The organism is Streptomyces sp. NPDC015345, from assembly GCF_043078805.1.
GTDB lineage: Bacteria > Actinomycetota > Actinomycetes > Streptomycetales > Streptomycetaceae > Streptomyces.
The window spans coordinates 1,353,132-1,367,020 of sequence record NZ_JBIBTX010000001.1; the positions used below are offsets into that span (position 1 = coordinate 1,353,132).

Below are 13,889 nucleotides of genomic sequence, written 5' to 3' on the forward strand. Positions count from 1 at the left end.
ACAGATACTTGACGTTCGCGGACCTGGGGTCCATATTTACCTCAACGTTGAGAATAACAGCGTTGAGGGAACCATGAGGGGGAGCGTCATGTCCGTGTCCGCGTCCGTCAGCACCGCGACCGCGCAGGGTGGGAGTACACCGGGCGGGAGCACCACACCGCGTGACTCCGCCAAGGCCGCCAAGGCCGCCGCGGGCATCGCCGCGCTAGCCGCCATCGGCCCCGCGACCTGGGGCACCACCTACGTCACGACCACCGAACTCCTGCCCCCGGACCGGCCGTTGCTCGCCGCTGCCCTGCGCGCCCTGCCCGCCGGGCTGATCCTGCTCGCGCTCACCCGGCGGCTGCCGCGCGGCGACTGGTGGTGGAAGGCGGCCGTGCTCGGACTGCTCAACTTCGGCGCGTTCTTCCCGCTGCTCTTCTTCGGCGCCTACCACCTGCCCGGCGGCGTCGCCTCGACGATCAGCGCGGTCATGCCGCTGCTCGTGGCGGGCTTCGGGATCGGCGTCCTGAAGGTCCGGCCCACCCGCCGTACGCTGATCGCGGGCCTCGTCGGCGTCATCGGCGTCGCCCTGCTGGTCCTGCGCGGCAGCGCGGCGGTCGACGCCGCCGGGATCACCGCGATGCTGGCGGCCACGACACTGATGGCCCTGGCCGTGGTGCTCAGCAAGCGCTGGGGCCGCCCGGAAGGGGTCTCGCTGCTCGCGCTCACGGGATGGCAACTGACCGCGGGCGGCCTGGTCCTGGCGCCCGTCGCCCTGACCGCCGAGGGCCTGCCCGGCCACTTCACCGGGGCCAACGTCGCCGGGTACGCCTACCTCGGCATCATCGGCACGGCCCTCGCGTACGCCCTGTGGTTCCGCGGCATCGAGCGCCTGCCCGCGTCCTCGGTGTCCTTCCTCGGCCTGACCAACCCGGTCGTCGCCACGCTGGCGGGCCTGCTGCTCCTGGGCCAGACGCTGACGCCCTGGCAGGTCGGCGGTCTGGTCCTGGTGGTGGCGAGTGTCCTCCTCGGCCAGAACCTCCGCCGCCCGCAGCGACGGTGACCGCACCCGCCCGCCCCACCTCCACTGAACGAACTGAACTGAACGCAAGGAGGCCCGCGGCCACGAGGCCACCGCCGTGGTCCGCGACGCGGCCCGCCACACGGAACCGCACCCCGGCGCCACGCCCCGTACGGGCGACGCGGGAAACGCGGCCCTCTTCGAACCGGGCACCCGCACGGGCCGGTTCCGCCTCGGCAAGGAGAACCACTGGTGGCCCCCGACGGCACCTCGTCCCTCTCCAAGGACGCGGCGATAGCACTCCTGAACGAGACAGAACACCCGGAGCACCACCGCTCGCGCTTCACGGCCGGGCACTGAGAGCGCGGCGCCGGGTCTCGACCGCCCCTCAGCGGCCGACGGCCGGCACTTCCCGCCCCCCGCCGTCCTTCGTCACTTCGCCGGGAACTTCCACACGGCCGGCTCGCCCTCGCTGTCCTCGGGGGCCCAGTGGACCTCCAGCTCCTTCGTGCCGACGGGCACCAGGTAGGTCTGGCAGATGACGTGGCTCTCGCCCTTCTTCCAGCCCTCGAGCTCCAGCTCGTCCTCGCAGCCCGGCGCGTCCTCGGAGGCGCCGATCAGCAGGCCGCCGCGGGTGCCGTCGGCGTAGACCTCCGCGCCGTCACCCACGTCCGGGACGTCCGCGAGCGGGGCGCCCGCCTTGTGCGTGTACTTCACGTGGGCGACCGCGGCGACCAGGCCCTTGGCCCGCTTCGGGTCCGAGACCAGCTTCTTGGTCTCGGCCTCCGTGCCCACGTCGACCTTCTGCGCGGCGACGTCGTACGTGACGGTGGCGTCGCCCTCCTTGACCTTCCCCGTGGTGCTCTCGCCGGCCGCCAGCGCGGCGGGCTCGGCGGGCTTGGCCGGGGACTTGGGGGCGTCCGCCTTCGGCTTGTCCTCCGACTTCTTGTCGTCTCCGCCGCCGCAGGCGGTCAGTGCGAGGGCGAGTACTGCGACGGGCGCGGCGAAGCGCAGCGCGGTCTTCTTGCAGAGCAAAGCGATCTCCTGGCAGTGATGGGCCTGCCGCTCAGCGGAGTTACACCCCGTGCGAGCGGCAGGAAGAGCCGCCAGCTTAGGAGTCGGCCGCGCCGACGATCACGCGATGCAATGGAACGATCACGACCCTTCCGGCAATCAGTCCGCTTCGCCGCCGAACCCCCGCCGAGACCGCGAAGAACGTCCATCCTTCCTCCGCGACACCTCCACACCGTCCGGCCACAGCCTCGGCCGCCGCCCCGCCGCCAGGTCCTCCACCCAGCCCACCGCCACGATCGTCAGGCCCAGCAGCGGCCAGACCAGCACGGCCATCCACAGCCCGTACGTGGCGTCCAGCGCCGCGTCCCAGCGGGCGTCCGCCATGAACGGCAGGTCGTACGCCATGTCGATGACCGGCACCGTCGCCGTGATCAGGAGGTTGTGCCAGAGGTAGACCGTCACGGCTCGGTTGTTGGAGAGCGTGACCAGCCTGTCCCACTTCGCGAACCTGCCCGGCCGCCGCGGCCCCGATGGACCCGATGGCCACGACGGCGCGTACCGGAGCAGGATGACGACGAAGCCGAAGGACCAGGCCGCCTGCGCCGCCGGGATGTCGTTCAGGTCCCAGCCGTCCGGCCCGAGATGACCCGACGCCCACCACAGGCCGAAGGCCATGAGCAGCGACGCGGCCGACACCGCCAGATAGCGCGGGACGCGGGCCAGCAGGCCGCTCCGGTGGGCGAAGCCGAGGACCCAGCAGCCGCCGTACACCGCGAAGTCCGTGACCGCGTCGCCCACCTCGCCGGGGATCGTGACAAGACCCGTACCGACCACCGAGGTCAGCGCGAGCGGCGCGAACAGCGTTACCCACGGCGCCCTGCGGAACGCCCACAGCAGAAGGGGCGAGGCGATGACGAACCACAGATAGGCGCGGAGGTACCACAGCGGCCCCGCCGCCTGCACCGGCCAGGTGTCCTCCAGGAGCCCCGCCTCGTCGCCCAGATGCCACGGGAAGGGCGGCGCGCCCACCGGAACCACATAGGTGAGCAGAGCCAGCGGGGACCAGGCGCCGCCGTGGTCGGGGTCCTCGGAGACGTTCCAGCCGCCCGCGAGGAGCAGGGAGAGCACCACCGCGCTGAACACCCACAGCGGAGGCAGCAGCCGGCGGACGCGGCCCTTGATCACGTCCCATGCCGGTCGGTCCAGTGAGCGCGCCATGAGCGAGCCCGCCAGCGCGAACATCACGCCCATCGAGGGGAAGGCGATCGTCAGCCACGCCCAGCCGAAGAGGTGGTAGACGACGACGCGGACGAGCGCGAGGGAGCGCAGCACGTCGAGACAGCGGTCCCTGCCGGGCTCGCGCGCGGCGGCGGGGGCCTCGGGGATCAGCAGACTCCGGCTCATGCGACGGGCCTCCGTTCGTACTCGTCGGTCCGCGGTCGAGGAAGGGAGCCGGGCGCCTCCACCACTCCCGTGCGCCGCAGCTTCTGCCAGCGCAGGCGGCCCCCGGTGAGCGCCGTGATCCAGGACTGCAAGAGCACGACGTACATCAACTGCCGGTAGAGGAGCTGCTGGAGGGGCAGCGAGATCAGATGGGTCATGCGCTCGCGGTCGAGCCGGAAGGCGTACGCGGCGCAGAACCCCTGCACCGCGAGCACGCCGAGCCAAGCTGCGACGGTCTTCCGGGTCGGGCCGAAGACCAGGCCGTACAGCAGGAACACGTCGATGAGCGGGGCGAGAAGCGGTGCCAGGACCATGAACAGCGACACCAGCGGCAGCCCCACACGGCCGAAGCGTCCGGAGGGGCCGGACTCGACGAAGGCGCGGCGGTGCTTCCAGATGGCCTGCATCGTGCCGTACGACCAGCGGTAGCGCTGGGACCAGAGCTGCTGGACGGACTCCGGGGCCTCGGTCCAGGCGCGCGCCCGCTCCGCGTACACGACCCGCCAGCCGTCGCGGTGCAGGGCCATGGTGATGTCGGTGTCCTCGGCGAGCGTGTCGTCGCTCATGCCGCCGGCCCGCTCCAGGGCGGAGCGCCGGAACGCGCCGACCGCGCCCGGGATGGTCGGCATGCAGCGCAGCACGTCGTACATCCGGCGGTCGAGGTTGAAGCCCATCACGTACTCGATGTGCTGCCAGGCACCGATGAGCGAGTCCCTGTTGCCGACCTTCGCGTTGCCCGCGACGGCGCCGACGCGCGGGTCGCCGAAGGGCTGCGCCAGCTCACGGACGGTGGACTCCTCGAAGACCGTGTCGCCGTCCATCATCACGACGATGTCGTGCCGGGCGCCCGCCAGGCCTCTGTTGAGGGCGGCCGGCTTGCCCGCGTTGGGCTGGCGCAGGACGCGTACGTTCGGCAGGCCCAGGCCCTCCGCGAGCTCCGCGGTGCCGTCCGACGAGCCGTCGTCGACGACGATGACCTCGATGGGGTGGTCGCTCGCCATCAGGGAACGGACCGTGGCCTCGATGCACTTGGCTTCGTTGTACGCGGGCACCAGGACCGAGACGGGCTCGGTGACGGGCGCCCCCCAGCGGAAGTCGCGCCGCCGCACCCGGCGGGCGTGCGCGCCCGAGAGCAGCAGCATCAGGCCGAACCGGGTGAAGACGAGGACGCCGACGACGGCGAGGGCCACGACGAGGCAGTCGGTGATCCGCTCGGCCGCGCCGACGAGGAAGACCCAGGACCTGCCCTTCCACAGCTCGACGCCGCTGACCGGCGTGTGCGCGCTCGGCGCGTCCAGGGCCTCGGTGAGGTTTCCGAACGTATAGCCCCGCTCCCGCATCTCGGGCAGGAAGCGGTCGAGCGCGGCGACGGTCTGCGAACGGTCGCCGCCGGAGTCGTGCATGAGGACGACGGCGCCCGCGCCGTCCTCGGGCGTGGCGCGGCGGATGATCTCGTCGACGCCGGGGCGCTTCCAGTCCTCGCTGTCGGTGTCGTTGACCACGGTGAGGTAGCCGCGCGCACCGATGTACCGGGCCACCGGGTACGACCGGTCGTCCATGGCGTGGGAGAAGGAGGAGTACGGGGGCCGGAAGAGGGAGGTCCGGATCCCTGCCGCCCCGGCGAGCGCGAGCTGGTTCTGTGAGAGCTCCCAGTCGATGCGCTCGGCGGACTGGTAGGAGAGGTCGGGGTGGTTGAAGGTGTGCAGGCCGACCTCGTGGCCCTCGTCGACCATGCGCCGCACGAGGCCGGGATGGCGCGAGGCCATGGTGCCGGTGACGAAGAAGACGCCGTGCGCCCGGTGTTTCCCGAGGACGTCGAGGATCTTGGGGGTCCACTCGGGGTCGGGGCCGTCGTCGAACGTCAGGACCAGCCGGTGGTCCGGCACGCTCAGGGTGGTCTCACGCCCGCCGCGGGTGTCGATGACGGGGCCGCCGCGCAGGATCTCGCGCGGTACGTGGTCGGTGGGCGCGGCAGGCCTGACGCGGTGGTCGGCGAGGATCTCGCTGTGTACGTAGCCGCGCAGCATCAGCATGGCGAGCAGCGCGCCGAGCAGCAGCGCGGGCAGCAGATGGCGCAGCGACAGGAGCCTGCGCCGCCGGGCGGTGCGCGTCGCCTCGCCGCGCCGCCCGCCGCCGGTCCGCCGCTCGGCCCCGCTCCCCTTCCGGGCACGGCTGTCCTGGGGGCCGCCGCAACGGCCCCCGTCGGTGCGGGAGTCCTTCACTCGGCGGCCTCCGGGGGCGGCGAGGTGTCCGCGGAAGGCTGCTCGGCGGGCGGCGTGTACCCGGCGGGGACCTCGCCGCCGCCACCACCGCCGCCACCGCCCGGTGTCTCGCTGCCGCCCGGTTCCGGTGACGGCGTGGGCTCCTGGGAGGGAGGCGGGTCGGCCGGAACCACCGGGCCGGGACCCGGGTCCGGCGTACCGCTGGTCGGGCCCGGGGCGGGTCCGTCATCCGGGGCGCCCGGCGTGCCCGGGGCGTCCGGGCCGGGGGCCGGTGGCGCGCCGCCGCCCTCCGGAATCCGCCCGGCACGGTCACGGTCGCCGTCACCGTCGGGCGGCGCGTCCCGCCGTCCGCGACCGTCCCGCTCACCCGAGGGGCGGGGCCCGTCGCCGTGCTCGCCCTCCGCGTCAGGGCCGTGCGAGGCCCGCGTCGTACGGGACGACGGAGCGGACGGGGTGGCGGTGCCCGTCGGCCGGTCGGCGGTCTCCACCTTGCTCGCCGGTCCGTCGTCCTTGGGGCCCCGCACCGGCAGCCAGGGCGCGCTGGAGTTGCCCGAGAGCAGCGTGCCCACGATGACCAGGGCGTAGACGCCGCAGGCGACCCCGACGCCCACGCCGACCCGGCGGTACCTCCGGCTGCGGCGGCCCGTCTCGTCGACGAAGACGGGGCCGTCGGCCGGCCCGCGGGGGTCTTCTCCCGCCGACGGCTCCGCCGGGCCGCGCCCCAGGCCGTCGATCCGGACGGTGACCTCGTCCGGGTCGTGGGTGTGTCCTGGCAGGGCATCTTCTCGCCACGTTTCCATGCGTACGCACAACCCCCCACGTCAGAGATTTCGGGTGCGCGTACGACCCCGGGCCCCTGCCGTGCGGACCGGGCCCCCACCTGGTCCGAGCGCTCCCCCTGCCACACCGGGCCCGGAGAACGAACGTAGCGCAGCGGCCACAGGGATTGTTTTTGGTCAGTGACGACTCATCATGATGAGTGCATCTGCGGCCGGAACCCATCCTCCCGCGGGCCTCTCCAGCCACCCTTCGTCGGCCGACAGTTCCGCGGCGGCGGCCCGGACCGCGGCGACACCCGGGTGAGCCAGCCCCTTCCGCCACACCAGCGACACGGGCGAGAGCGGAACGGGGTCGACAAGGGGCCGCAGCTCGGCGCCCGGCATGGCCGGAAAGTCCACGACGACCAGGACCGGGTGACGGTTCTTCGCCATGAGCCGCCCGAACTCCTCCCGGCCCACGGCGAGTGGCGCGGGCGGTGCGACGCCGATGCCTCGCCCCTCGAAGAGCCGGTGCGCGAGGTCGGTCCACTCCGGCGTCCTCGGGTTGCCCGCCCCCGCGTACACGCTCTCCCCCGCGAGCGCGTCCAGCGGCACGGCGTCGAGCCCGGTCAGCGGATGGCCGTACGGCAGCAGTACCGCCATCGGCTCGTACCGCACGGGCTGTTGGGCGAGGGAGGCCCGCAGGGCCGGGTCCAGCCCGGCGTACCGCCCGAAGGACATGTCGAGGCGGCCGGCGATCATCTCGACGGCGGCTCCGGTCAGCCCGCTCTCGAAGCGGGCCATCAGCTCGCACTCCGGGGCGAGTTCCCTGGCCCGCTCCAGGATCCGCCCGCTGACGAGCCCGGGGCTGTTCAGATCGACGAGCAGCGGCCGTGCGGCCCCCGTGAACGCGGCGACCAGCTCGTCCTGCGCCTCAAGGACCCGTCGCGCGTACGGCAGCAGCCGCTCGCCGTCGGCGGTGAGCATGACCTGCCGTGTCGTGCGCGAGAAGAGCTCGGCGCCCAACTCCCGCTCCAGGCGCCGCACATCACGGCTCAGGGCCTGCTGCGCCACATACAGCCTGGCGGCGGCCCGGGTGAAGTGCAGCTCCTCGGCGACGGCGAGGAACGCGCGCAGCAGGCGGGGATCCACGTCACGGAACGGGGCTGGAAGTCGCGTCACCGCAGGAATTTACAACGCGTACGCGTGAATGGCACCCGAGAAGGTGTTGGACCCCGCGGACCGCCCGCCGCGAGGGTGAGCCCATGCCCCACAAGCCCCACAACCCATACGCCCGCCTCTTCGCGATACCCGGCGCCACCGCCTTCACCCTCGGCAACCTCATCGCACGGCTGCCCATGGGCATGTTCAGCATGAGCGCCGTCATCATGATCTCCGGTGCCCGCGGCTCGTACGCGCTGGCCGGCGCCGTCACCGCGACCGGCCTCGCGGCGACCGCCGTCGTGGCGCCCTGGACGGCCCGGCTCGTCGACCGCCACGGCCAGGCGCGCGTCGCCGTGCCCGCCACCGCGATCGCGGCGCTCGGCTCGCTCTCGCTGCTGCTCTGCGTGCGGTACGGAGCGCCCGACTGGACCCTCTTCGCGTCGTACGCGGCCACGGCCACGACGCCCAACACCGGAGGCATGTCCCGGGCGCGTTGGGCCCACCTCCTCAAGGGCGACGACGCGGCCGCGCACACCGCCAACTCCTTCGAACAGTCCGTCGACGAGCTGTGCTTCATGCTCGGTCCCGTCCTCGCCGCCTTCCTCTGCGCGGCGCTCTTCCCGCAGGCGGGCACCCTGATCGGCGTGGTCCTGCTGCTGACGGGCGTGCTGCTCTTCACCGCGCAGCGCGCCACGGAACCGCCGCCCCAGGGACGTACGGACGACGCCGCGAGGAAAGCCGCGTCGCCCCTCCGCGCGCCCGGGATGCCCGCCCTGCTGGTCGTCTTCCTCGCCACCGGCGCCGTCTTCGGCTCCCTGGAGGTCGTCACGATCGCCTTCGCCGACGCGCAGGGGCACAAGGCGGCCTCGGGCGCGATCCTCGCCCTCCAGGCCGCGGGCTCCTGCGCGGCGGGCCTGGTCTACGGGGCCGCGAAACCGCGCGGCCCGCTCGTGCGCCGCCACCTGCTGTGCGGTGCCGCGATGGCGGCCCTGATGACGCTGCCGCTGCTCGCGGTGACGGTCACGGGCTCGCTGGTCGCCCTGGCCGGGGCCCTGCTGGTCGCGGGCATGGCGACGGCGCCCACGATGGTCACCGGCATGACCCTGGTCCAGCGGTACACCCCCGAGGGGCGCCTGAACGAGGGCATGACCCTCGCCGTGACCGGCCTCCTCGGGGGCATCGCGTGCGGCGCCGCGTGCGGCGGCTGGGCGGTTGAGCGGCTGGGCCCCGCCACGGCCTACTGGGTACCGGTCGCCGCCGCCTGCGCCGCCCTGCTGCTCAGCAGCGCGCAGGCTTGCGCCACGAGCACTCCACGTCGCCGTCCCGCTCGGCGACACGCGTCGAGCGAGGCATGACCGGCACCGCCTTGTCCCTGGTCGACGAGGCGAGGGTCACCACGATCGCGTCCTCAAGCGCCTTCACCGAGGGGGCCAGGTGGTTGTTGAGGATGATGCTGAAGACCAGTTCGCGGCCGTCCTTGTCCGTCACGTAGCCGGACAGCGCGGAGGCCCCCGTCAGCGTGCCCGTCTTGGCACGGACGTTCAGGGCCGCCGGTGTGCCGCACATCCGTGACCGCAGCGTGCCGCCGACGGACTTGCCCGGCCCGCAGGCCACCGGCAGGGACGCGTACCAGTCGGCGAACCACGGCTCGCCCTTGGCCGCCCGCAGCAGCTCGATGTACTGGTCGGCGGGGGCGTTGTCCTTGCGCGAGAGACCGGAGCCGTCGACCTGGCGCAGCTTCCCGGGGTCGACGCCCGCGGTCTTCAGATAGCCGCTGATGGCGGCGATCCCGTCGCGCCAACTGCCGGGGCGCCCGGTCGTCTTGTGACCCATGGCCTTGGTGAGGCTCTCGGCGTGCATGTTGTTGGAGAGCTTCATGAACGGGACCATGAGGTCCTTGAGCTCCATGGAGTCGTGCGACGCCAGCCGCCGTGCGCCCTCCGGTGTGGCGACCCCGGCCCTGGTCGGGCCGCTGACCCGCACACCGTGCGCGGCGAGCGCGTCCCGGAAGACGGCGGCGGCGTACCCCGTCGGCTCCCAGACGGTGACCCACTCCTTGGTGGCGGACCCGCCGACCGGGACCGTGCCGCTGACGGTGATGGTGTTCCGCCCGTGCCGCCGCTCCACGGCGATGGTGTCCGCGCCGCCCGCGGCGACGGTGCTCGCGCGCAGGTCGATGTCCACGTAGTCGGTCTTCGGCGTCACGCCGACCCGCGGCTTGTCGCCGGCCTTCGCCCCTGGCGTGACCTCGACGATGACGGTGCCGGTGTCGTAGTCGGTGTCGGGGGCGACGCTCAGGGCGCTGATCTGCGCCGCGTAGTACGCGGACTCGTCGTCGGCGCTCCAGGTGTCGCCGACGCGGTGGTCGTCGAAGCGGGTGTCGTCGGCGATCAGCCGTCCGGAGACGCGGCGGACGCCCGAGCCGGCGATCTTCGCGGCGAGCCGGTCGTAGTCCTCGGCGAGCGTCGTCGGATCACCCGTGCCGCGCAGGTACAGGTCACCGCGCAGGACGGGGCCGCGCCGCTCGCCGTCGGTCAGGACGTCGGTGGTGAAGCGGTGGCCGGGGCCCAGGAGCTCCATGGCGGCGGCCGAGGTGAGCAGCTTGGTGTTGGAGGCGGGCATGAGGCGCCCGGTGGGGCGGTGCCGGTACAGGACGTCGCCGGACGCGGCGTCGGCGACCACGACACTGGCCACGCCGCCCTCCATACGGGGGTCGCCGAGGACGGTGTCGATGGCTTCGGGCAGCCCCGACCGGTCGGCGTCAGCCCCGGCCGGTGAGCTGACGGAGAGGGTGGCCGCGGCGAGGCCGAGGACGGCGGGCCAGATCCAGTGGCGCATGCGGTCGTTGACGCGTCTCACGGGTCTACTCATGACCCTGGAGCATCCCGGAGGGCGCGGCCGGGCGACAGACCCCACTCCGGACCCGCCACGAAAAACCTCGCGGCACGGAAACCCCGCGGCACGGAAAACCCCGCGGCACGGAAGAAGCCCCCTGGCCCGGGGGCCAGAGGGCTTCAACCTCACATGGGAATTGTGGAGATGGCGGGAATCGAACCCGCGTCCAACGGTGCAGAATCAGGGCTTCTCCGTGTGCAGTTCGCTGCGATTTTCTCGGCCCCGGCGATCCCGCGAACAAGTCGCCGACGGGCCCAGTCACTGTTTGATTTCCTCCTGGACCCCGTGACCGGGTCCAGAAGTTTAGTTCCCTAGCTGATGCCAGGATCCGGGTCGGGAACAGCCCCGGGCTGACACTTCACCGAGTCGCTACTTAGGCAGCGAGGGCGAAGGAATCGCGCTTGGTGTTGGCGATTATTGGTTGCGACATATGGTTTACGAGATCATTGCCGCTTCCTCGACACGCTTCCCCTGCTTCGACATCCGCTGTCGAAACCGATCATCCCCATGTTGATTTTTCAAACCGCGCCCCGTCACCTGCGGAGCACGACCCATCGTACGTGACCAACGCCGACGGGTGCCAGCCCATTCCCGGGAACCTCGCCGCTAGGCGATACCCTGCCGGCGCCGGACCGCCGAGATCGCGCGGTTCGTCTCACGCGTGTCCTGCTTCTCGCGCAGCGTCTGCCGCTTGTCGTACTCCTTCTTGCCCTTGGCCAGCGCGATCTCGACCTTGACGCGGCTGTCCTTGAAGTACAGCGACAGGGGCACGATCGTGTGACCCGTCTCCTGGGACTTGGACTCCAGCTTGTCGATCTCCGCCCGGTGCAGCAGGAGCTTTCGCTTGCGGGTGGCGGAGTGGTTGGTCCAGGTGCCCTGCACGTACTCCGGGACGTGGATGTTGTGCAGCCACGCCTCCCCGCGGTCGATCTGCACGAAGCCGTCCACCAGGGAGGCCCGGCCCAGGCGCAGCGACTTCACCTCGGTGCCCATCAGCACCAGGCCGCACTCGTAGGTGTCCAGGATGGTGTAGTCGTGCCGCGCCTTCTTGTTCTGCGCGACCATCTTGCGGGCAGGGGCCTTCTCATTGGCCTTCGCGGCCTTGCGCTTTACCTTTTCCTTCGCCATAGTCCGCCCATTTTCGCACTACGAGGGGGGTCCGAGGCCAGTCAATACTGTCTCGGCCCTGGCCTCGGCCCCGTGCTCGACCTCCAGGTCCGGTGTGATGCCCCGCCTGTCCACGGTCCGGCCCGACGGGGTGCGGTAGTGGCCGACGGTCAGCTCGGCGACGGAGCCGTCGGGAAGGCGGCTCGGCATCTGGACGGATCCCTTGCCGAAGGTCCGGGAGCCCACGACGACCGCGCGGCCGCGGTCCTGGAGGGCGCCGGTGAGGAGCTCGGCCGCGCTCATGGTGCCGCCGTCGACCAGCGTGACCACCGGTCGCCCGGTGTCACCACCGCGCTCGGCGTGCAGGGCCTTCTGCTCGCCCCGTACGTCGTACGTCGCCACGAGACCGCCGTCGACCAGCGCGGACGAGGCGGTGACCGCCTCCGAGACCAGGCCTCCGGAGTTCCCGCGCAGGTCGAGCAGGATCCCCGCACCCTCGGGCGCCTCGCGCACCGCGGAGCGCACGGCCTCTCCGGAGCCCTTGGTGAACGCGGCGACCTTGATCATGACGGCCCCGCCGGAGAGCTTGGTCACGGTGACGGAGTCCGTGGACAGGCGCGCCCTGCGCAGCGTCTCGCTCCACGCGCGCGTGGCGCGCTCCAGGCCCAGCCGCACCGGGGTGCCGGCGCGGTCGCCGCGCAGCAGGGCGACGACCTCCGTGACGGGGCGGCCGGTGACGCGCTCGCCGTCGATGGAGCGCAGCCGGTCGCCCTTGCGGATCCCGGCGCGGTCGGCGGGCCCGCCCTTCTGGACCCGGGAGACCTCCATGCGGCCGTCGGCGCCGCGCCGGGCCCACAGTCCGACGCCGGTGTAGGCGCCGTCGAGGGCCTCCTCGAACTCCTGGTACTCGCCGTGGGAGTACACCGAGCCCCAGCGGTCCCCGCTGCGGCTGACGGCCTCTTCGGCGGCCTTCTCGGCGGACTTGCCGTCGGCCATGGCCTCGGCGGCGGCCTCGGATGCCCGCTCGGCGGTGTGGCCGTCACCGCCAAGGGGGGCCACGGCGTCCGAACGCACCGACCCAGGAGGCGTTTTCCGGCCGTCGCCCGCCGCCTCGCTCCAGGAACCGGTGGCGGCCCCGGTGACGAGCACGCTCGCGAAGACCAACGTCAGGGCCGCCCCGCGGCGTACACGGCGGGGCACGACGAGCCGATCGGCGAACCGGTCGAGACCTGACATGCCGGTGAGTCTAGGACAACGAAAGGCGCCGTACGGTCCGTTGGACCGTACGGCGCCCTGGAACGCGGAGGGTACTTGTCACACCTTGAGGTACTTGCGCAACGCGAAGAACGCGGCAAGCGCGGGCATCAGGAGGCCGATCGCGAGCACCAGCGGCAGCTTGGCCAGAACGGCGTCCCAGCCGATGAAGTTGATGAGGTTGATCTTCTCGGAGAGCGCGAGTCCGTGGTCGATCATGAAGTAGCGGCCCACGAGCAGCATTCCGCAGGCGAGCGCGCCGCCGATGAGACCGGCGACGGCGGCCTCCATGATGAACGGCATCTGGATGTAGAAGCTGGACGCGCCGACCAGCCGCATGATGCCGGTCTCCCGTCTGCGGCTGAACGCCGAGACGCGCACGGTGTTGACGATCAGCATCAGGGCGACGACGAGCATCAGCGCCATCACCGCGATCGCCGCCCAGTTCATGCCGTTGAGGAGTTCGAAGAGGTTCTCCAGGTAGTCCTTCTGGTCCTCGACGGACTGCACGCCGTCACGGCCCGAGAAGGCCGTCGCGACCACCTGGTACTTCTCCGGGTCCTTCAGCTTGACGCGGAACGACTCCTGCATCTGGTCCGGCGTGAGGGAGCTGGAGAGCGGGGAGTCGCCGAACTGCTCCTTGTAGTGCTTGTACGCCTCGTCCGCCGTCTCGTGCTGGACCGTGTCCACGACGGGCATCTTCTTCAGATCGCCGAGGATCCGGTCCTTCTGCTCGTTCGTGACGGCACCCTTGGCGCACTTGGGGTCCTGCTCGGCGTCGGCCTTGTTGCACAGGAAGATCGAGACGTTGACCTTGTCGTACCAGTAGCCCTTCATCGTGCTCACCTGGTCGCGCATGAGCAGCGAGCCGCCGAACAGGGCGAGCGAGAGCGCTACGGAGACGACGACCGCGAAGGTCATCGTGAGATTGCGACGGAGGCCGACGCCGATCTCCGACAGGACGAACTGGGCGCGCATGGCGGCCTTTCGGTGGATCTGGTGGAACAGAAGGCAGTGGGGATACGGGGC

Annotated in this window: 11 protein-coding genes and 1 other RNA gene; 2 read left to right on the plus strand and 10 right to left on the minus strand. The window is 71.9% G+C overall.

Annotated elements, in window-relative coordinates; genetic code table 11:
* The first annotated feature begins 88 nt into the window (after positions 1–88).
* The gene (locus ACF062_RS06135; RefSeq protein ID WP_392136239.1) at positions 89–1,045 is read left to right on the plus strand and encodes an EamA family transporter; all 957 of its coding nucleotides are present in this window, start codon (positions 89–91) and stop codon (positions 1,043–1,045) included.
* Between the two features lie 390 nt (positions 1,046–1,435).
* On the opposite strand, the gene ACF062_RS06140 is transcribed toward ACF062_RS06135, so the two are convergent.
* The 5 genes from ACF062_RS06140 to ACF062_RS06160 form a co-directional block, all read right to left on the minus strand.
* Entirely contained in the window at positions 1,436–2,038 is a 603-nt protein-coding gene (locus ACF062_RS06140) for a hypothetical protein (RefSeq protein WP_392136241.1), read from the minus strand.
* Between the two features lie 138 nt (positions 2,039–2,176).
* Entirely contained in the window at positions 2,177–3,421 is a 1,245-nt protein-coding gene (locus ACF062_RS06145; RefSeq protein WP_392136244.1) for an acyltransferase, read from the minus strand.
* The gene (locus ACF062_RS06150) at positions 3,418–5,493 is read right to left on the minus strand and encodes a glycosyltransferase (RefSeq protein ID WP_392136567.1); all 2,076 of its coding nucleotides are present in this window, start codon (positions 5,491–5,493) and stop codon (positions 3,418–3,420) included. Before ACF062_RS06150 ends, ACF062_RS06145 begins: the two co-directional genes overlap by 4 nt.
* A 185-nt stretch (positions 5,494–5,678) precedes the next feature.
* Positions 5,679–6,482: a hypothetical protein gene (locus ACF062_RS06155; protein WP_392136247.1), complete on the minus strand. Its 804-nt coding sequence runs from the start codon at positions 6,480–6,482 to the stop codon at positions 5,679–5,681.
* A 156-nt stretch (positions 6,483–6,638) separates the two neighbouring features.
* The gene (locus tag ACF062_RS06160; protein ID WP_392136250.1) at positions 6,639–7,622 is read right to left on the minus strand and encodes a LysR family transcriptional regulator; all 984 of its coding nucleotides are present in this window, start codon (positions 7,620–7,622) and stop codon (positions 6,639–6,641) included.
* An 83-nt stretch (positions 7,623–7,705) separates the two neighbouring features.
* Between ACF062_RS06160 and ACF062_RS06165 the strand changes: the two genes are divergently transcribed.
* Positions 7,706–8,959 (plus strand): MFS transporter, encoded by a 1,254-nt coding sequence (locus tag ACF062_RS06165; RefSeq protein WP_392136253.1) that lies wholly within the window; start codon positions 7,706–7,708, stop codon positions 8,957–8,959.
* Here the strand turns inward: ACF062_RS06165 and dacB are convergent.
* From dacB to ftsX, 5 genes are all read right to left on the minus strand, one after another.
* Positions 8,883–10,475 (minus strand): D-alanyl-D-alanine carboxypeptidase/D-alanyl-D-alanine-endopeptidase, encoded by a 1,593-nt coding sequence (dacB, locus tag ACF062_RS06170; RefSeq protein ID WP_392136256.1) that lies wholly within the window; start codon positions 10,473–10,475, stop codon positions 8,883–8,885. The genes ACF062_RS06165 and dacB overlap by 77 nt on opposite strands.
* 160 nt (positions 10,476–10,635) lie before the next feature.
* Positions 10,636–11,006: a transfer-messenger RNA gene (gene ssrA, locus ACF062_RS06175) on the minus strand.
* A gap of 99 nt (positions 11,007–11,105) precedes the next feature.
* Positions 11,106–11,627 (minus strand): SsrA-binding protein SmpB, encoded by a 522-nt coding sequence (gene smpB / locus ACF062_RS06180; protein ID WP_223774918.1) that lies wholly within the window; start codon positions 11,625–11,627, stop codon positions 11,106–11,108.
* A gap of 18 nt (positions 11,628–11,645) precedes the next feature.
* A complete protein-coding gene (locus ACF062_RS06185) occupies positions 11,646–12,842 on the minus strand; it encodes a S41 family peptidase (protein WP_392136260.1) in 1,197 nt (398 codons plus the stop codon).
* A gap of 78 nt (positions 12,843–12,920) precedes the next feature.
* Positions 12,921–13,838 (minus strand): permease-like cell division protein FtsX, encoded by a 918-nt coding sequence (ftsX, locus tag ACF062_RS06190; protein WP_223774920.1) that lies wholly within the window; start codon positions 13,836–13,838, stop codon positions 12,921–12,923.
* Positions 13,839–13,889: the final 51 nt, after the last annotated feature.